Below are 16,731 nucleotides of genomic sequence, written 5' to 3' on the forward strand. Positions count from 1 at the left end.
GGAGCGCTGCCGCATTAAGCGACGATATGTCATTTTCCGAACTCGGCCTGAGCGAAAAAGTCCTCTCGGCCGTCACGGCGTCCGGGTACACAACGCCCACGCCCATCCAGGCGCAAGCCATTCCGCACGTTCTCGCCCGGCGCGACGTGCTGGGCTTGGCGCAGACGGGCACCGGCAAGACCGCCGCCTTCACCCTTCCCATGTTGACCCTGCTGGAGCAGGGCCGGGCACGGGCGCGCATGCCGCGCACCCTCATCCTTGAACCGACGCGCGAACTCGCAGCCCAGGTCGAGGACAGCTTCGCCCGCTACGGCAAGAACCATAAGCTCAATGTCGCGCTGCTGATCGGCGGCGTGTCGTTCGGCGACCAGAACACCAAGCTGGTGCGCGGTGTCGATGTGCTCATCGCCACCCCCGGCCGGCTGCTCGACCATGTGGAGCGCGGGCAACTCCTGCTCTCGGGCATCGAAGTGCTCGTCATCGACGAAGCCGACCGCATGCTGGACATGGGCTTCATTCCCGACATCGAGCGCATCTGCAAGCTGGTGCCGTTCACCCGGCAGACGCTTTTCTTCTCGGCCACCATGCCGCCGGAAATCCAGCGGCTCGTCTCGCAATTCCTTTCAAATCCGGTGCGGGTGGAAGTTTCCAAGCCCGCCTCCACGGCGACCACTGTGACCCAGGTCCTGGTCGCGACGGGCCGGGAGGATTACGAGAAGCGCGAGAAGCTGCGCGAACTGATCCGCGCGGCAGACGGCTTGCAGAACGGCATCATCTTCTGCAACCGCAAGAGCGAAGTCTCGGTGGTCCACCGCTCGCTCCAGAAGCACGGCTTCAACGTGGTATGCCTGCACGGCGACATGGACCAGCGCTCGCGCACCCAGGCGCTGGACCAGTTCCGCTCCGGCGAGGCCACCTTGCTGGTGGCGTCCGACGTCGCGGCGCGCGGTCTCGATATCCCCGCCGTCAGCCATGTCTTCAATTATGACGTGCCCCATCATGCGGAGGATTATGTCCACCGCATCGGGCGCACGGGCCGCGCGGGCCGCAGCGGCATGGCCATCGCGTTGATGACCCATGACGACCTGAAGTCCCTCGCCGCAATCGAGAAGCTGATCGGCAATCCCATTCCCTGGCAGGGCGAGCCGCTCGGCGAAGCCCCGCCGCGCGAGCGCCGCACCGGCGCCGGCGACAAGCGCGGCCGCGACAAGGGCCGCGAGGGTGGCCGTGGTCGCGACAAGGGCCGCGCCGCCCGCCCGGAAGACGGCGACGTGCCGCGCACCGAGCGCCAGAACACCCGCAACCGCAAGCCGCGCGACGGTGCACCCCGCGACGGTGCACCCCGCGACGGCGCCCCGCGCGAAGAGGCGGCGCCTGTCGAGGTTGCGGCAGCACCCGCCCGCGAGGCCCGTCCGCCCCGCGAGCCGCGTCCGCCGCGCGAACAGCGCCCGGCCCCGGCGCGCGAGGTGGCTGCCCGCGAGAGCGCGCCCCGCGAACCGCGCGAGGCGAGCCGTCCCGCCCGGCGCGAGCGTCCCCCGGTGAACGAGCCGGCGGACATGTCCCACCTGCCCGCCTTCCTTCTGCGCCCGGTGCGTGTGAAGGCCACAAGCTGACCCCTCGGGGCGTGGGCCGCACCGGCCCCGCCCCACACGGTTCTGCGAGCAGATCTGTCCCCGCGCTGCCCGGACCTTTTCCTGCTGTCTCAGTGCCCGCCAGCTGCCGGTTTGGCCCGCTTGGCGGGAGCCGCCTTGTCAGCAGCAGGTGCCTTGCGCCGCCCCCGCGACGCAGGCTTTGCGCGGCGGGCAGCACGGGCGATGTCCAAGGCGCGACGGGCGAGCGCGGCCAGGTCGTCCCCATCGTCCAACGCCGACTCCGGCACCTTCCAATAGGACATGATGGTGCGCCGGCCCTTGGCTTCATAGCTGAAGGGCACCGAGCCGCGCGCCGCCAGATCCAAGGCGAAGCCGTCATCCACCTTCAGATAGAGTTCGCCACCCGCCTCCAGCGCGAACATGGTGCTGTCCGCATAAAGCCCGGCACCGCCGAACATGCGGCGCACGTCGACCGGGCCGAAGGATGCGAACAGTTCGCGAATATCGTCTGTTGTCACGGCAAGCCCGAGCGGCGAGGGTTCAGAGTGGCGAGGGTCCGAGCGGCGAGGCTAACGTCTAAGGCGAGACCAGCGCCGGCTTTTCCGAAGACGACACATAGAGCAGAGGGCGCAGCAGCTCCAGCAGCGCTTCCTTCACGCCCGCCGCATCGGCCGGCTTGGTCGCCGCTGTGATGGTGAGTTCGATGCGATCATAGCCGAGCTTGCCGAGGATGACGCTCGGCACGGGCGCGGGCAGCACCCGGGCATCCTGCTGGAGGAAGGCCAGCGCCTTGGCGCGAAGCGCGTCCACATCCACGCTGGTCGCCACTTCCAGTGCCACCGAGACCGTCGAATCGCCGGCCGGATAGGCGGATTTGTTCAGGATCGCCGCGCCCCAGACCTGCCCGTTGGGGATCAGGATCTGCACATTGGCGGGGCTCGCCAGCTCGGTGGTGAACAGGGTCAGCGCCTTCACCGTGCCGGCCTTTCCGGCGACCTCCACATCGTCGCCCACGCGGAACGGACGGAAGATCAGAAGCATCACGCCGGCCGCCATGTTGGACAAGGTGCCCTGCAAAGCGAGACCGACGGCCAGGGAGGCGGCGCCCAACACAGCGATGATGCTGGTGGTCTGGATGCCGAAGCGCTGAAGCACGGCCACCAGGACGAACACCAGCACGCCATATTTGGCGAGGCTCGCGAGAAAGCTCGCCACGGTCACGTCGATCCGCCCGGTCGCGCCCAGGCCGCGCATCAGCAGCCCCTCGACGGTCCTGGCGATCCACCAGCCCACGCCCAGCAGGACCAGCGCGTAGACCACATTCAAGCCGTAGACGACCGCCACTTCGCCCAGGTGTTCGGTATCGATATCCATCGCCAAGGCCTCGCTGCTGTGTTGAGGGGATTGAAGAGGCAAACGCGCGGCGATGCAATAAGTTCGCCGGCGCCCGTGCGGGGTTCCGGCCGGCCGCGCGAATGAATATGGTGCCGCTCCCTTATCGGCAGCGTCGGACCATGCCCGCACCCTCCTCCCTTCTCGACCGGGCCATCGCCCTTCACGATTCCGGCCAATTGGACGAAGCGGCGGCGCTTTACGGCGAGAGGCTGCGCGCCGTGCCGCAAGACGGCGAAGCCCTGTTCCGGCTCGGCCGGCTGCGGTGCCAGGGCGGACAATTGGAAGAGGGCGCACGCCTGCTGACCGAGGCGACGAAGGCCGCCCCGCAGGATGCGCGGGCCTTCGATCTCCTCGGCCTGGCGCTGGAGCGGCTCGGCCGCTTGGCGGATGCGCTGGCGGCCTATGATCGGGCGATCGCGCTCGCCCCGGAAAATCCCGATGCCTGGGACAGCCGCGCCGGCCTGCTCGGCGCCCTCGGCCGCCGCACCGAGGCGCTGCGCGCCTATGACGAATCCCTGCGCCTCGCGCCGCGCCGGCCGGAAGGCTGGCTCAATCGCGGCGCGCTGTTGCAGGAGATGGAGCGGCATGAGGACGCCATCAAATCCTTTGACACCGCGCTCGCCATGGCCCCCGACATGGGCGCAGCCCATCTCAACCGGGGCGTCTCGCTGAGCGCCCTCATGCGCTACGCGCCGGCCCTCGCCGCGTTCGAGACCGTGCTGGCGGCGGAACCGGACAATGTGGACGCGCTATCCAATACCGCGCTCGCCCTGCGCAATCTGGACCGCCCGCAGGAGGCCCTGGAACTGCTGGACCGGGCGCTGGCGCTTGATCCCCGCGCCGCGCAGGCCCATGCCAACCGCGCCAGCGTGCTGCTGGACCTGCGGCGCTTTTCCGAAGGAGTGGAGAGCGCCACCCGCGCCGTGGAGCTGGCGCCGGACCGGGCGGAGATTCTTTATCCCCGCGCCTTGCTCCTCTCCACCGTGGGGCGGCATCGCGAAGCGATCGCCGATCTGGACCGCGCGCTCGCCCGCGATCCCGCCTTCATTCGCGCCCGCATTCTGCGGGCCCAACTCCTGATGGACCTTGGCGAGCCCGATGCCGGGCGCAGGGACCTGGACACCCTCGTGCAGGCGGCGCCGGCCCATCCGGAAGTGGCGTTTCTGCTGGCCACCGCGCGGCTGCGCAGCGGCGACTGGATGCGCGGCCTGCCGCTGTTCGAGCGCCGCAACGAGCTGCGCCAGAAGGGCTATGCCGAACTTCCCTATCCGCGCTGGACCGGAGACAAGCCGGACCAGAAGAGCCTGCTCGTGCTCCAGGCCGAGCAGGGGCGCGGCGACATCATCCAGTTCGCCCGCTTCGCCCCGCTGCTCGGGCGCCTCGGCCACAAGGTGGCGCTCGCGGCCACGCCCGAGATGCTGCCCCTCCTATCGGGGATCGAAGGCATCGCGGGCGTCATGAGCATCGAAAAGGCCATGGGACTGCGCGAACCGGCGCGGTGGGCGCCGCTGATGAGCGTGCCGCATTTGCTCCATCTGACGCCGCAGACGCTGCCGCCTTTTGCCCCCTATCTGAAGGCGCAGCCCGCGCGCATCGAGGCGTGGCGGCAGAGGCTCGGAGAGGGTGGGTTCAAGATCGCCGTGGCCTGGGCGGGAAATCCCAAGGGTGAAGCCGGCATGAGCCGCGCCTTTCCGCTCGCCGCCCTGGCGCCTGTCGCGGCGCTGGACGGCGTACGCATCCTCTCGCTTCAGAAGGGGCCGGGCGAAGAGCAGGCGGAAGCCGCCGACCTGCCGTTCGCGGTCGAGCACCTGGGCGCCATCGATCCGCCGGGCGAGACCTTTCTCGACAGCGCGGCCATCCTCGCGGCGTGCGATCTCGTGATTTCCTGCGACACCGCCATGATCCATCTGGCCGGCGCGCTCGGCCGCCCGGCCCTGCTGGCGCTGATCGCCGGCTGCGACTGGCGCTGGCTCGCGGTGCGGGAGGACACCCCGTGGTATCCGAGCGTGCGCCTGTTCCGCCAGGATGTGCCGGGCGACTGGAGCGCCGTCTTCACCCGCATGGCGGAAGACGTAAAGTCGCGCATGGCGGCAAAAGCCGCCTGAGGAACCCGCCCGGCCTCAGTTCAGCAGCGCGAGCAGGCGCGCAGCCGCATCCATTTCCAGCTTGCGGGCGGCGTGGCGCGCGGCCGCGAGTTCGTCTTCGCCCCATTGGGCACGATTCCACGCCTCGTCCACATGGGCGGCGGTCCAGGCGGTGTCGGCATCGATGGCGCCATGGGCCACCGCCAGCGCCAGAAGGGCCGAACCGGTGAGCGCAGTCATGGAGGTGACGGCCGCCAGGCGGAACGGCTCCTGCGGCACCAGGTCGGCGATGCGCGCCAAGGTCTCGTCCGGCTGCTTCACATGGCGCACGCCGGTGCTGAGGAAGAAGCGGGCGCCATGCACATCGCGGAACCAGTCCAGCACCGGGTCCCAGGCCTGCGCCTGTTGCGCCTCCAGCCGCTCCGGCCCATCGGCGCGATAGCAAAGCAGATCGGTGCCGGCATAGCTCACCACCTCGGCGGCGGAGGCGGCGGGATCGCGCATCACACCGTCCAGCACCACATTCACGAGGCGCGTCAGGGGCATGGCGTGGGGGTTGATCTCGCCCACTTGCGCGTCCCATTCGGCGGCAACCGCTTCGGCGAGGGCGCGCGTGGGCAGGCGCAGGATATCGCGGGCGGGGGTGCGCACCGGCCGCCCATCCAGGAGAATGGTGAAGCCGTCCCCATCCGTGCCGACGCCCGCCGCCTGATAGAAGCGCTTCGGCAACGTCACCCGCTGGGCGGCGCGCACGGATTCCGCTGGGTCGATGCCGGTCGTCTCTATGCCTTCGAGAAGATCACGCATGTGGGGTCTCGTGTTTTCGCCGGGCGCGGTTCATGCGGGAACGCGCGCGAACAAGGTCTCGATGGCCGCCGGCAGATCCGCGAACCGCTCCACCATCAGATCCGCGCCGGCCGCCAGCAGCGCGCCGGGCTCGTGATAGCCCCAGCCGACCGCGATGGCGAAGGCGCCGGCGGCCTTCGCCATTTCCATATCGTAAGTGGTATCACCCACCACGACGGTAAAGCCCGGCTCGGCCCCGGTCTCCGCCATCGCCTGGAGCACCATGGCGGGATGCGGCTTGGAGGGCGCGTCGTCCGCCGTCTGAATGGTGGAGAACCAGCCTTCCATTTGATGACCGGTCAGCACCCGCCGCACCCCGCGCCGCGCCTTGCCGGTGACCATGCCCAATTGCAGGTCGGCGCGGGCGCGCAGCGCTTGCAGCGTCTCGCGCGCGCCATCATAGAGCGGCTCGGTGGGCGCAGCTTCGCGCTGCGTGCGGTAGGTGGAGCGATAGGCCTCCTCCAGTGCGACCACAGGGAAATCCACGGCCCCGCGGGACAGCACCGCGAATGTTTCCGGCAGCGAGAGGCCGACCACGGAGAGAATCTCCTCCCGCGCGGGCGGTGTCACGCCGCAGGAAACGAAAGCCGCGCTCATGGCTTCGACGATCGCGTGCTGGCTGTCCACCAGCGTGCCGTCGCAATCGAACAGGATGAGTAGGGGAAGCCGGTCGTCGGAGGTCATTTCTGGGTCAGCTTGTCTGTGGCGAGATCATAGGTCCAGGATATGGCGTTGGGATCGACGAATTGAATGGTCTTGAAGCCGCGCTGCTTGCATTGACGCGGGAACGGGCCGGAGGCGATCAGTTCCACGGCGGTCTTGGCGGGAAAATTGAACTTGATGGCGATGATCGTCGCCTCGGGTCCGCTGGTGGTGACCTGAAGATCGAGCCCGTTCTGGACGAAATTATCCTGGGTCGTCTTCGCGAACGCGCGCCGGGCCGGCTCGTCGGCGGGCGGCAGGGGAACGCCGGGACGAACGGTGGGCAAGCCGGCTTCGGGTTCCGGGGCGGCGGACGTGGTGGTTTCCGGCTGCGGCACGAGCTGGGGGGCGACGAGCTGGGGCTCGGGAGTCGCCGCAGCAGATGTCGCCGGCGCGGAAGCGGGCATGGGTGCGGCCGGAGCGGGTTGAGCGGGCGCGGCAGCCGGCGCGCTCGCCTCATGGGCCGGTCCGCCGGTCGGCGGGCTCAGCATGATCCACACGCCGGCACCGGCCAGGAGCGCCACCAGCACGCCCGCGGCACCGACAACAAGGGGAAGCATCGAACGGCGCTGCGGCAGGACGGCGCCGCACTCGGCGCATTCATGGGCGTGGGGATGCGTCGGTGCTCCGCAGCCGGGACACGAGTCTGGCTGTCGGCTCATGCATCGTCTCCTCACTCGAGTGGATGGCGCGCCCCCGGCATCCGTGTAGCGCGGTTTGTCCGCAGGGGAAACCTGCCCGGCCCGCGCCGCAGCGGCGACGCGGCCGCAAGCGCCGCCGGATCGCCTGCCAGGATCAGGATTCCGGCGCTTCCAGGATCGGGTCGTATTGCGTGGCGTCGAGCCCCAGCACCGCCCAGGATTGGGCCATGTGGGGCGGCAGCGGCGCCGAGACATCGATGACGCCGGTGCCGCGCGGATGGGGAATCACGATCCGGCGGGCCAGCAGGTGCAGCTTGTTCTGCATCCCGCCGGGAAACTCCCAGTTCTCGATGTTGAAATATTTCGGATCGCCGACGATGGGATGGCCGATATGCGCCATATGGGCGCGCAGCTGGTGGGTGCGGCCGGTAACCGGCTTGAGCGAGAGCCAGGACATCTTCTGCGCCGCCTGGTCCACCACGGCATAATAGGTCAAGGCGTGGCTCGCCTCGTCCTCGCCATGGCGGGCGACGCGCATGCGCTCCTCGCTCTCCTCGCGGGCAAGATAGGTGGAGATGCGGCCTTGCCGAGGCTTCGGCACGCCCGGCACCAGCGCCCAATAGATCTTGCGCGCCTCGCGCGAGCGGAAGCTCTTGGTGAGGATCGACGCCGCAAGCCGGGTCTTGGCAATCAGCAGGCAGCCGGCGGTGTCCTTGTCGATGCGGTGGACGAGGCGCGGCTTCTGGCCGTCGCGATCGCGCATGGAATCGAGCATGCCGTCGACATGGCGGTAGGTGCCCGAACCGCCCTGGACCGCGAGGCCCATGGGCTTGTTGAGAACCATCACATCCTTGTCCTCGTAGAGGATCATGGCCTTCAGCGCGGTGAGGTCTTCATTCTCGCGCCGGGCAGCGGCCGCGATCACGCCGCGCGGCGCGGCCGGGCGTTCACCGGCCTCGCCACCTGCCGCGGCGGCCCGCGCCGCCTCGTCAGCGGCATCCACCGGCTCGATCCCATCGGCATCGACGCCAAGCGGGGGAATGCGCACGCTCTGGCCCGGATCGAGCCGGGTGGAGGTCTTGGCGCGCCCGCCATCCACGCGCACCTGGCCCGTCCGCACCAGCTTCTGGAGATGGCCGAAGGAGAGATCCGGAAAATGGGCCTTGAACCAGCGGTCGAGGCGCATCCCGGCCTCGTCCGCACTCACCTGTTTTACTTCGACCGCCATGGGTCACATCCTCGAAACGGTCGGAACTTGCGCGCAGATTTACGCGTCCCGCGCCCGTCTGTCACGTAATGGCGCGCATGAGTGCCATGCCGGCCGTCACGGCGAGTATGCACAGCACCAGCGAGCCGATGGCATAGGCCATCGCATGCCCCCAGACGCCGCGCTCCATCAGCAGGGCGAACTCGAGGGAAAACGTGGAGAAGGTGGTGAATCCGCCCAAGACCCCGGTGGTCAGGAACAGGCGCGTGGGCTGCGACCAGCTGACCCCGGACCGCATCGCGAACCAGATGGTCGCCACTCCCATGATGAAGCAGCCCAGCACGTTGATGAACATCGTGACATAGGGAAAGTCCACCATTCCCAGCAGGCGCACGCCCGCCAGATTGAAAAGGTGGCGCATCAGGCCGCCCAGGCCCGCCCCGACGAAAACCAGAAGAGCAGGAATCATGGCTGCACCTGCAAGCGCGAAGGACCGCCTTCGTCTTAGCGTTCCCGCAAGCTCCGCATCAAGCTCGCGCGCCGGGATTTTTGCACCGCAGCAGGCGGCCGCGCCGTCACGGCTCGCCCCGCTCCGCGCGCAATCGCGCCCAATAGTCCATGCGTTTCTTGATTTCACGCTCGAAGCCGCGTTCCACGGGATGGAAAAAGCTCTGGCGCCCGAGCTGCTCGGGAAAATAATTCTGACCCGAGAACGCATCGGGCTCGTCATGGTCGTAGCGATACCCCTTGCCGTAGCCTTCGCCCTTCATGAGCTTGGTGGGGGCGTTAAGGATATGCTTCGGCGGCACCAGGGAGCCACCGGCCTTGGCGGTGCGCATGGCCGCCGACCACGCCTTGTAGACCGCGTTCGATTTGGGTGCGGTGGCCATATAGACAGCGGCCTCGGCCAAAGCGAGTTCACCCTCGGGCGAACCGAGAAAATCATAAGCGTCCTTGGCCGCGTTCGCGACCACCAGGGCCTGCGGATCGGCGAGCCCAATATCCTCCACCGCCATGCGCACCAGCCGCCGGGCCAGGAACAGCGGGCTCTCGCCCGCGTCCAGCATGCGCGCGAGATAATAGAGGGCCGCATCCGGGTCCGAACCGCGCACTGATTTATGCAGGGCGGAGATGAGATTGTAATGCCCATCCTCGCTCTTGTCGTAGATCGGCGCGCGGCGCTGCACCACGTCTTGAAGGGCGGCGGTGTCGAACATCTCGCCGGGGCGCGCGGCGCGCCAGACCTCCTCCGCCAGGGTCAGCGCGGCGCGGCCGTCACCATCCGCCATGCGGGCAAGCGCGTCCCGGGCTTCGGCGTCGAGCGGCAGGGGGCGGCCCTCCACCTCCTCCGCACGGGCCAGAAGGCGGGAGATAGCCGTCTCATCCAGGGCGCGAAACACCAGCACCCGCGCGCGCGACAGCAAGGCGGCGTTCAGTTCGAACGAGGGATTCTCCGTGGTCGCGCCCACCAGCGTCACCGTGCCGTCCTCCATCACGGGGAGGAAACTGTCCTGCTGGGCGCGGTTGAAGCGATGGATCTCATCCACGAACAGCAGCGTGCCCCGCCCGGTGGCCCGGCGATGGCGAGCCTGCTCGAACACCTTCTTCAGATCGGCGACCCCGGAGAAGATGGCCGAGATCTGCTCGAAATGCAGATCCGTGGCATGGGCCAGCAGCCGCGCCACGGTGGTCTTGCCGGTGCCGGGCGGCCCCCAGAGAATGAGCGAGCCGAGCGAACGGCCCTCCAGCATGCGCGTCAGCACGCCATCGGGGCCGACCAGATGGTCCTGCCCCACCACGTCGGCGATCTTCTCCGGCCGCAGCCGATCCGCCAGGGGGCGCGGCGCCCCCTGCTCCAGCCCGGCCGCTTCAAACAAGGTCGCCATGAACCGCCCAGACCCCTGTCGCGTTCAGCCGCCGATCACGGCATTGATGACGCGCCCGCGGCGCGCCACGCTCACCTGCCATGCGCGCATGGGCGCGCGCGTGGCCTGCTCCAGATCGCCGGTCCGGGCGATCTTGGTCCCGTTGACCGCCAGAATGACATCGCCCGCGCGGAAGCCCGCGGCGGCGGCAGGGGAATTCTCCGCGACATCCGCCACGACGACGCCGGTGTCGTCCACGTCGACCCGCATCTCCTCCGCGACCGCAGGCGACACATTCACCACCCGCGCGCCGGCGAAGGGCGAGCGGCCACGCAACACGATTTCCTGACGCGGCACGCTTTCCGGCGCCGGCTCCAGGGCGACCTTGACCTGGGTCTCCCGGCCCTGGCGGCTGAGGGTGAAGGTGACGGTGCCACCCATGGGGCGCGTGGCGAACCGATAGCCGAGGGATTCAGGATCATCGACGCCCAGCCCTTCCACCGCAACGATGAGGTCGCCGGTCTTGATGCCCGCCTTGGCGGCCGGACTGTCGGCAAGCACGCCTTGCACCAGCACGCCGGTCGGCCGGGCGATGCCGAGCCCTTCGGCGATCTCGGGCGTCACCCGCTGGAGCTTGGCGCCGAGCCAGGGCCGGCGCACCGTCGCGGAGCCCGCTTTCGCAGATTCGAGCACCACCCGCACCATGTTCGTCGGTATCGCAAAGCCGATGCCGTGCGAGCCGCCGGACCGGGAATAGATCGCCGTATTGATGCCGATCAGCCGCCCTGCCATATCCACCAGCGCGCCACCCGAATTACCGGGGTTGATCGCCGCGTCGGTCTGGATGAAGAATTGATAATCCGACACGCCCACCTGCGTGCGGGCGAGCGCCGAGACGATGCCCTGCGTCACCGTCTGGCCGACGCCGAACGGATCGCCGATCGCCAGCACCAGATCACCCACCGCCAGATCGTCTGAATTGCCGAGTTCGAGGCTCGCATAGGTCTTCTGATCGCCCTTGATGCGCAGCACGGCAAGGTCGGTACGCGGATCGCTGAGCATCAGATCCGCGTCGAACTCGCGCTTGTCGTTGAGAGCGATTCGGATCTGGTCCGCCCCCTGGATCACATGGTGGTTGGTCACCACGAGGCCGCTCGGATCGACGATCACCCCGGACCCCAGCGAGCGCTGCATCCGCTCGGGACCGCCGAGCCCTGGCGCATCGCCCCCCTGCCCACCCCCGAAAAAGCGCCGGAAGAAGGGATCGTCAAAGAACGGGTTGGAGCGCGGCGCGCTCTTGAGCGCATAGACATTCACCACCGCCGGGGCCGTGCGGGCCACCACCGGGGCGAAGCTGAGCGTGATTTCGCCCCGCGACGCCGGCACTTGCGCCCGCTGCGCCGGGGCCGCCGGTGCCGTCGACTGGGCCAGGGCTTCCCCTGCCGCCGCGATCACCAACAGGCCGAGCATCCCGGCCCCGCAGGCGCGCCACGCTCCGCGCAGCCCGGGCCGAGGGCAAACGCCCGGCAATGAAGGTTCGACACGAAAAAAGCGGGAGATGCCAAAAGCCATGAGCCACCCTGGGTCCGCGCCGGCGCCGCGCGGCGCCGCACGCAACATATAGAGCCTGCCTGAAACGAAAGAAGGGCGACCTTGCGGCCGCCCTCCCGAAACGTTCGGAACCTGAAAGAGATCCAGCCTCAGGCGGCGGCGGCCTCGGCGGCCGTGCGCGCGTGATCGGAAGCGCCCTTCGCGTCCACGTCACGATCGACGAACTCGATCACCGCGACCGGGGTCGAGTCGCCATAGCGGAAGCCCGCCTTGACGATGCGGGTGTAGCCGCCCGGACGCGCCTGATAGCGGGGCGCGATCACGTCGAACAGCTTCTTCACAACCGCGACGTCGCGCAGCTCGGCGATGGCCTGGCGACGGGCGTGCAGATCGCCGCGACGGGCGAGCGTAACCAGCTTTTCCACCACCGGGCGAAGATCCTTCGCCTTGGGCAGGGTCGTGACGATCTGCTCATGGGTGATGAGCGCCGCGCTGAGATTCATGAACATCGCCTTGCGATGTTCCCAGGTGCGGTTGAACTTGCGATGTACCTTGCCGTGACGCATGACGGCGAACTCCTAAAATCCGACGGCGTTTCGAGCCGGCTTATGGTTGAGCGGCTCGAGCCGCGTATGGAAAGCTCAGTAATGATCTTCGAAGCGCTTTGCCAGCTCTTCGATGTTCTCAGGCGGCCAGCCCGGCACTTCCATGCCGAGATGCAGACCCATGGAAGCCAGGACTTCCTTGATCTCGTTCAACGACTTGCGCCCGAAGTTCGGCGTGCGGAGCATCTCCGTCTCGCTCTTCTGGATCAGGTCGCCGATATAGACGATGTTGTCGTTCTTCAGGCAGTTCGCCGAGCGCACGGACAGCTCCAGCTCGTCCACCTTCTTCAGAAGCGCCGGATTGAAGGGCAGTTCCTGGATGGCGGTGGATTCGCTCTCGCGCTTGGGTTCTTCGAAGTTCACGAAGATCTCAAGCTGGTCCTGCAGGATTCGCGCGGCATAAGCCAGCGCATCTTCCGCAGAAATGGACCCGTCGGTCTCGATCTGCATGGTCAGCTTGTCATAGTCGAGGATCTGACCCTCACGGGTATTCTCGACCTTGTAGGAGACCTTGCGGACCGGCGAATACAGGCTGTCGATGGGGATGAGCCCGATGGGCGCATCTTCCGGCCGATTGCGGTCGGCCGCCACATAACCCTTGCCCGTATCGATGGTGAATTCCATGCGCAGCTCGGCGCCGTCATCCAGCGTGCAGATGACGAGATGCGGGTTGAGCACCTGGATGTCGCCCACGGTCTGGATGTCGCCGGCGGTCAGCACGCCGGGGCCGGTCTTCTTCGCGACCAGACGCTTGGGGCCTTCGCCCTGCATCTTGATGGCGATGTCCTTGATGTTGAGGATGATGTCGGTCACATCCTCGCGCACGCCGGGGATCGACGAAAACTCGTGCAGCACGCCGTCGATATGCACCGAGGTCACCGCCGCACCCTGCAGCGAGGACAGCAGGATGCGCCGCAGCGAATTGCCGAGGGTCATGCCGAAGCCCCGCTCCAGCGGCTCGGCCACGACGGTGGCGAGGCGCTTGGGATCGCGGCCAGCCGTGACCTGCAACTTCTCGGGCTTGATCAGTTCTTGCCAGTTCTTCTGAATCACTTGCGTCACCTTGCCTTCTCACCGGGCCGCTGCACTCAGGTGCGATCTCTGACCGCGAGGCGCCGACCCGTCCCGTATGCGGGGGGAGGAACCGGGCAGAAGGCTCGCCGACCGGGCCGGCGAGCCAATGGAACGCTCAGACGCGCCGGCGCTTGCGCGGACGGCAACCGTTATGCGGGATCGGGGTCACGTCCCGAATCGAGGTCACCATGAAGCCAGCGGCCTGGAGGGCGCGCAGGGCGGACTCACGTCCCGAGCCGGGACCGGAGACTTCCACTTCCAGGGTGCGCATGCCGTGCTCCGCTGCCTTGCGGGCCGCGTCCTCGGCGGCAACCTGCGCGGCGTACGGCGTGGACTTGCGCGAGCCCTTGAAGCCCATGGCACCGGCGGACGACCAGGAAATCGTGTTTCCCTGCGCATCGGTGATGGTGATCATGGTGTTGTTGAACGAGGCGTTCACATGCGCGACGCCGGAGGCGATGTTCTTGCGCTCACGACGTTTAACGCGGGTAGCTTCCTTGGCCATCTGTACTTTGATCCTTCAGGCGCGCCCGTAACACCAGGCGCTCGGGACAGGTGCTCCCTCGTGGGAGCGGGTCGAGCGAAACACAAAAAGGAAGGCCGGCGCACCGGCCTCCCCACTGCACCTAGGCGCAGATCACTTCTTCTTGCCGGCGATCGCCTTCGCCGGACCCTTGCGGGTGCGGGCGTTGGTGTGGGTGCGCTGGCCGCGCACCGGCAGACCGCGACGATGGCGCAGGCCGCGATAGCAGCCGAGGTCCATCAGGCGCTTGATATTCATCGACACTTCGCGGCGCAGATCACCTTCCACGATATAGTCGCGGTCGATCGTCTCGCGGATCTGAAGCACTTCCTGATCGGTGAGCTGATTCACCCGGCGTTCGGCCGGAATGTTCACCTTCGTCACGATCTCCTCGGCCTTCTTCGGGCCGATGCCGTGGATGTACTGAAGCGCAATGATTACGCGCTTGTTGGTCGGAATGTTAACGCCAGCGATACGAGCCACGTGTCTCTCCATGTGAACCGCCCACGGATGCGGACGGTGTCTCCGCGTCCGGTGGAGGCCGGCCCTTGCGGAGATAAAACAAAGCCCGCACGTCCCACGTCGCCGGAAGCGGCGCGGGCAGCACGGATGCCGAATGAAGGGAGCGCTGATACACGCTTATGAGGGAGGCGTCAAGTCGCACCTCCCTGCCGGTCCCCGTCAGACCGTTTCGAGCACCTCGGAGATGGCTTGCGTCACCTCGTCAATGGGCCGCATGCCGTCGATCTGCTGAAGCTGGCCGCGCGCGGCATAATAAGGCGCCACAATCGCAGTATCGCGATTATAGGCCTCCAGCCGATGGCGGAACACGTCCGGATCGTCGTCCTTCCGGACCGGTTCGCCGCGCGCCTTGGTCTCTTCTGCGCGGCGCAGGATCCGATCCGTCAGCAGCGCCTGGTCCACGACCAGCTCGATCACCGCATCAAGCTTCAGGCCCTTGTCGGCCAGCATGTGGTCCAGCGCCTCGGCCTGCGCGACCGTGCGCGGGAAGCCATCGAGGATGAACCCCTTCTGCGCGTCCGCGTGCTCGAGCCGCTCGGCAATGATGCCGATGACCACGTCATCCGACACCAGCCCGCCCGCTTCCATCACTGCCTTGGCCTTCAGCCCGACGGGCGTCTCGGCTGCCACGGCAGCCCGCAGCATGTCACCGGTCGAAAGCTGGACGATCCCGTGACGGGCCACCAGTCGCTGGGCTTGAGTCCCCTTCCCCGCCCCGGGAGGTCCCAGCAGAATCAATCTCATTTCCGTCTCCCCCCACGCAGCTTGGCCTTCTTAACCAGTCCTTCGTACTGGTGGGCCAAGAGGTGTCCCTGTATCTGAGATACGGTGTCCATCGTGACGCTAACCACGATCAACAACGACGTCCCTCCGAAATAGAACGGAACGGCCGCGTAGGAAATGAGCAGTTCGGGGAAGAGACACACTGCCGCAATGTAAGCAGCGCCCACGACAGTGATTCGGGTCAGCACATAGTCGATATATTCTGCGGTCCGCTCCCCGGGACGGATGCCGGGAATGAAGCCGCCGTGCTTTTTCAGATTGTCCGCCGTTTCCACCGGATTGAACACGATGGCGGTGTAGAAGAAGCAGAAGAACACGATCAGCGCGACATAGAGAATCATATACAGCGGCCGGCCGTGGCCGAGCTGCGTGGTGACGACGCCGAGCCATTCCGGACCCGAACCCTGCATGAAACTCGCGATCGTCGTGGGAATCAGCAGCAGAGAAGAGGCGAAGATCGGCGGAATCACACCAGACGTGTTCAACTTCAGCGGCAGGTGAGACGACTGCCCTTCGTACAGGCGGTTGCCCACCTGGCGCTTGGGATACTGCACCAGCAGGCGGCGCTGGGCCCGCTCCATGAACACGATGAAGGCGATCAGGCCGACCACCATCACCAGCACGAGCAGGATGATCGGGGTGGAAATCGCGCCCTGGCGGCCAAGTTCCAGGGTGCGCACGAAGGCGCCGGGAAGCTCGGCCACGATGCCCGCGAAGATGATCAGAGACGTGCCGTTGCCGATGCCGCGCGACGTGATCTGCTCACCCAGCCACATCAAGAACATCGTGCCGCCGGTCAAGGTGATCACCGTGGACACGCGGAAAAACAGGCCCGGATCCTGAACCACCGAACCGGAGCTTTCGAGGCCGACCGAGATGCCATAGGCCTGGAACAGAGCCAGGACCACGGTGAGGTAGCGGGTATATTGGTTGATCTGTTTACGACCGCTCTCGCCTTCCTTCTTCAGCGCTTCCAGCGTCGGCGAGACGGTGGTCAGAAGCTGAATGATAATGGAGGCGGAGATATACGGCATGATGTTCAAGGCGAAGATCGCCATGCGCTCGACGGCACCGCCGGAGAACATGTTGAACAGGCCGATGATGCCGTTCTGCGCGCCGTGAAAGACTTGCGACAGCGCATCGGGATTGATCCCCGGAAGGGGGATATAGGTTCCCAGGCGATACACCAGAAGGGCGCCGAGAGTGAACCAGATGCGCTTCTTCAGCTCCTCGGCCTTGCCGAGAGCGCCGAAATTCAGGTTCGCTGCGAGTTGTTCCGCCGCCGAGACCATGCCTTGCTCCGCTTGGGCCATCCGCGTGGGAACGGCCTATCCATGAGAG

Annotated in this window: 17 protein-coding genes; 2 read left to right on the plus strand and 15 right to left on the minus strand. The window is 67.1% G+C overall.

The window, feature by feature from the left end:
- The first annotated feature begins 26 nt into the window (after window positions 1-26).
- On the plus strand, window positions 27-1,613 hold the full coding sequence (locus V5F84_RS14105) for a DEAD/DEAH box helicase (protein WP_394044970.1): 1,587 nt from the start codon (window positions 27-29) through the stop codon (window positions 1,611-1,613).
- An 89-nt stretch (window positions 1,614-1,702) separates the two neighbouring features.
- On the opposite strand, the gene V5F84_RS14110 is transcribed toward V5F84_RS14105, so the two are convergent.
- Together V5F84_RS14110 and V5F84_RS14115 are read right to left on the minus strand one after the other, a co-directional pair.
- Entirely contained in the window at window positions 1,703-2,110 is a 408-nt protein-coding gene (locus tag V5F84_RS14110) for a TfoX/Sxy family protein (RefSeq protein ID WP_394044972.1), read from the minus strand.
- A gap of 58 nt (window positions 2,111-2,168) precedes the next feature.
- Window positions 2,169-2,966, minus strand: a complete 798-nt coding sequence (locus tag V5F84_RS14115; RefSeq protein ID WP_394044974.1) for a mechanosensitive ion channel family protein — start codon at window positions 2,964-2,966, stop codon at window positions 2,169-2,171.
- A 140-nt stretch (window positions 2,967-3,106) separates the two neighbouring features.
- Here V5F84_RS14115 and V5F84_RS14120 point away from each other — a divergent pair, with 140 nt between their 5' ends.
- Window positions 3,107-5,092, plus strand: a complete 1,986-nt coding sequence (locus tag V5F84_RS14120) for a tetratricopeptide repeat protein (protein ID WP_394044976.1) — start codon at window positions 3,107-3,109, stop codon at window positions 5,090-5,092.
- A gap of 15 nt (window positions 5,093-5,107) precedes the next feature.
- On the opposite strand, the gene V5F84_RS14125 is transcribed toward V5F84_RS14120, so the two are convergent.
- From V5F84_RS14125 to secY, 13 genes are all read right to left on the minus strand, one after another.
- Entirely contained in the window at window positions 5,108-5,878 is a 771-nt protein-coding gene (locus V5F84_RS14125) for an ATP12 family chaperone protein (RefSeq protein ID WP_394044978.1), read from the minus strand.
- 30 nt (window positions 5,879-5,908) lie between these two features.
- The gene (locus V5F84_RS14130; RefSeq protein ID WP_394044980.1) at window positions 5,909-6,601 is read right to left on the minus strand and encodes an HAD-IA family hydrolase; all 693 of its coding nucleotides are present in this window, start codon (window positions 6,599-6,601) and stop codon (window positions 5,909-5,911) included.
- The gene (locus V5F84_RS14135) at window positions 6,598-7,179 is read right to left on the minus strand and encodes a hypothetical protein (RefSeq protein ID WP_394044982.1); all 582 of its coding nucleotides are present in this window, start codon (window positions 7,177-7,179) and stop codon (window positions 6,598-6,600) included. Before V5F84_RS14135 ends, V5F84_RS14130 begins: the two co-directional genes overlap by 4 nt.
- A gap of 235 nt (window positions 7,180-7,414) precedes the next feature.
- Complete coding sequence (locus V5F84_RS14140) at window positions 7,415-8,488, minus strand: RluA family pseudouridine synthase (RefSeq protein ID WP_394044984.1); 1,074 nt, start codon at window positions 8,486-8,488, stop codon at window positions 7,415-7,417.
- 61 nt (window positions 8,489-8,549) lie between these two features.
- The gene (gene crcB, locus V5F84_RS14145) at window positions 8,550-8,936 is read right to left on the minus strand and encodes a fluoride efflux transporter CrcB (protein ID WP_394044986.1); all 387 of its coding nucleotides are present in this window, start codon (window positions 8,934-8,936) and stop codon (window positions 8,550-8,552) included.
- 106 nt (window positions 8,937-9,042) lie between these two features.
- A complete protein-coding gene (locus tag V5F84_RS14150; RefSeq protein WP_394044988.1) occupies window positions 9,043-10,353 on the minus strand; it encodes a replication-associated recombination protein A in 1,311 nt (436 codons plus the stop codon).
- A 24-nt stretch (window positions 10,354-10,377) separates the two neighbouring features.
- Window positions 10,378-11,802: a Do family serine endopeptidase gene (locus V5F84_RS14155; protein WP_394044990.1), complete on the minus strand. Its 1,425-nt coding sequence runs from the start codon at window positions 11,800-11,802 to the stop codon at window positions 10,378-10,380.
- Between the two features lie 230 nt (window positions 11,803-12,032).
- On the minus strand, window positions 12,033-12,449 hold the full coding sequence (gene rplQ / locus V5F84_RS14160) for a 50S ribosomal protein L17 (protein ID WP_348845072.1): 417 nt from the start codon (window positions 12,447-12,449) through the stop codon (window positions 12,033-12,035).
- A gap of 75 nt (window positions 12,450-12,524) precedes the next feature.
- Window positions 12,525-13,550 carry a DNA-directed RNA polymerase subunit alpha gene (locus tag V5F84_RS14165; protein WP_394044992.1) on the minus strand — a complete coding sequence of 342 codons (1,026 nt, stop codon included), beginning with the start codon at window positions 13,548-13,550 and terminating at the stop codon, window positions 12,525-12,527.
- A gap of 127 nt (window positions 13,551-13,677) precedes the next feature.
- Window positions 13,678-14,067 carry a 30S ribosomal protein S11 gene (gene rpsK, locus V5F84_RS14170; RefSeq protein WP_348845071.1) on the minus strand — a complete coding sequence of 130 codons (390 nt, stop codon included), beginning with the start codon at window positions 14,065-14,067 and terminating at the stop codon, window positions 13,678-13,680.
- A 132-nt stretch (window positions 14,068-14,199) separates the two neighbouring features.
- Window positions 14,200-14,568 (minus strand): 30S ribosomal protein S13, encoded by a 369-nt coding sequence (gene rpsM, locus V5F84_RS14175; RefSeq protein ID WP_348931591.1) that lies wholly within the window; start codon window positions 14,566-14,568, stop codon window positions 14,200-14,202.
- Window positions 14,569-14,766: 198 nt separating this feature from the next.
- Complete coding sequence (locus V5F84_RS14180; protein WP_394044995.1) at window positions 14,767-15,351, minus strand: adenylate kinase; 585 nt, start codon at window positions 15,349-15,351, stop codon at window positions 14,767-14,769.
- On the minus strand, window positions 15,348-16,682 hold the full coding sequence (secY, locus tag V5F84_RS14185; protein WP_394044997.1) for a preprotein translocase subunit SecY: 1,335 nt from the start codon (window positions 16,680-16,682) through the stop codon (window positions 15,348-15,350). The genes V5F84_RS14180 and secY overlap by 4 nt, the downstream gene beginning before the upstream one ends.
- Window positions 16,683-16,731 lie beyond the last annotated feature (49 nt).

Origin of the sequence: Roseixanthobacter liquoris (genome assembly GCF_043195135.2) — a bacterium.
Lineage (GTDB): Bacteria > Pseudomonadota > Alphaproteobacteria > Rhizobiales > Xanthobacteraceae > NCEH01.

Excerpts from the sequence above, each read along its gene's own strand:
- V5F84_RS14130 (WP_394044980.1), bottom strand. The coding sequence starts at position 6,601 with ATGACCTCCGACGACCGGCTTCCCCTACTCATCCTGTTCGATTGCGAC.
- secY (WP_394044997.1), bottom strand. The coding sequence starts at position 16,682 with ATGGTCTCGGCGGCGGAACAACTCGCAGCGAACCTGAATTTCGGCGCT.
- V5F84_RS14125 (WP_394044978.1), bottom strand. The coding sequence starts at position 5,878 with ATGCGTGATCTTCTCGAAGGCATAGAGACGACCGGCATCGACCCAGCG.
- V5F84_RS14180 (WP_394044995.1), bottom strand. The coding sequence starts at position 15,351 with ATGAGATTGATTCTGCTGGGACCTCCCGGGGCGGGGAAGGGGACTCAA.
- V5F84_RS14150 (WP_394044988.1), bottom strand. The coding sequence starts at position 10,353 with ATGGCGACCTTGTTTGAAGCGGCCGGGCTGGAGCAGGGGGCGCCGCGC.
- crcB (WP_394044986.1), bottom strand. The coding sequence starts at position 8,936 with ATGATTCCTGCTCTTCTGGTTTTCGTCGGGGCGGGCCTGGGCGGCCTG.
- V5F84_RS14135 (WP_394044982.1), bottom strand. The coding sequence starts at position 7,179 with ATGCTTCCCCTTGTTGTCGGTGCCGCGGGCGTGCTGGTGGCGCTCCTG.
- rpsK (WP_348845071.1), bottom strand. The coding sequence starts at position 14,067 with ATGGCCAAGGAAGCTACCCGCGTTAAACGTCGTGAGCGCAAGAACATC.
- V5F84_RS14140 (WP_394044984.1), bottom strand. The coding sequence starts at position 8,488 with ATGGCGGTCGAAGTAAAACAGGTGAGTGCGGACGAGGCCGGGATGCGC.
- V5F84_RS14155 (WP_394044990.1), bottom strand. The coding sequence starts at position 11,802 with ATGCTCGGCCTGTTGGTGATCGCGGCGGCAGGGGAAGCCCTGGCCCAG.
- V5F84_RS14120 (WP_394044976.1), top strand. The coding sequence starts at position 3,107 with ATGCCCGCACCCTCCTCCCTTCTCGACCGGGCCATCGCCCTTCACGAT.
- rplQ (WP_348845072.1), bottom strand. The coding sequence starts at position 12,449 with ATGCGTCACGGCAAGGTACATCGCAAGTTCAACCGCACCTGGGAACAT.
- V5F84_RS14115 (WP_394044974.1), bottom strand. The coding sequence starts at position 2,966 with ATGGATATCGATACCGAACACCTGGGCGAAGTGGCGGTCGTCTACGGC.
- V5F84_RS14105 (WP_394044970.1), top strand. The coding sequence starts at position 27 with ATGTCATTTTCCGAACTCGGCCTGAGCGAAAAAGTCCTCTCGGCCGTC.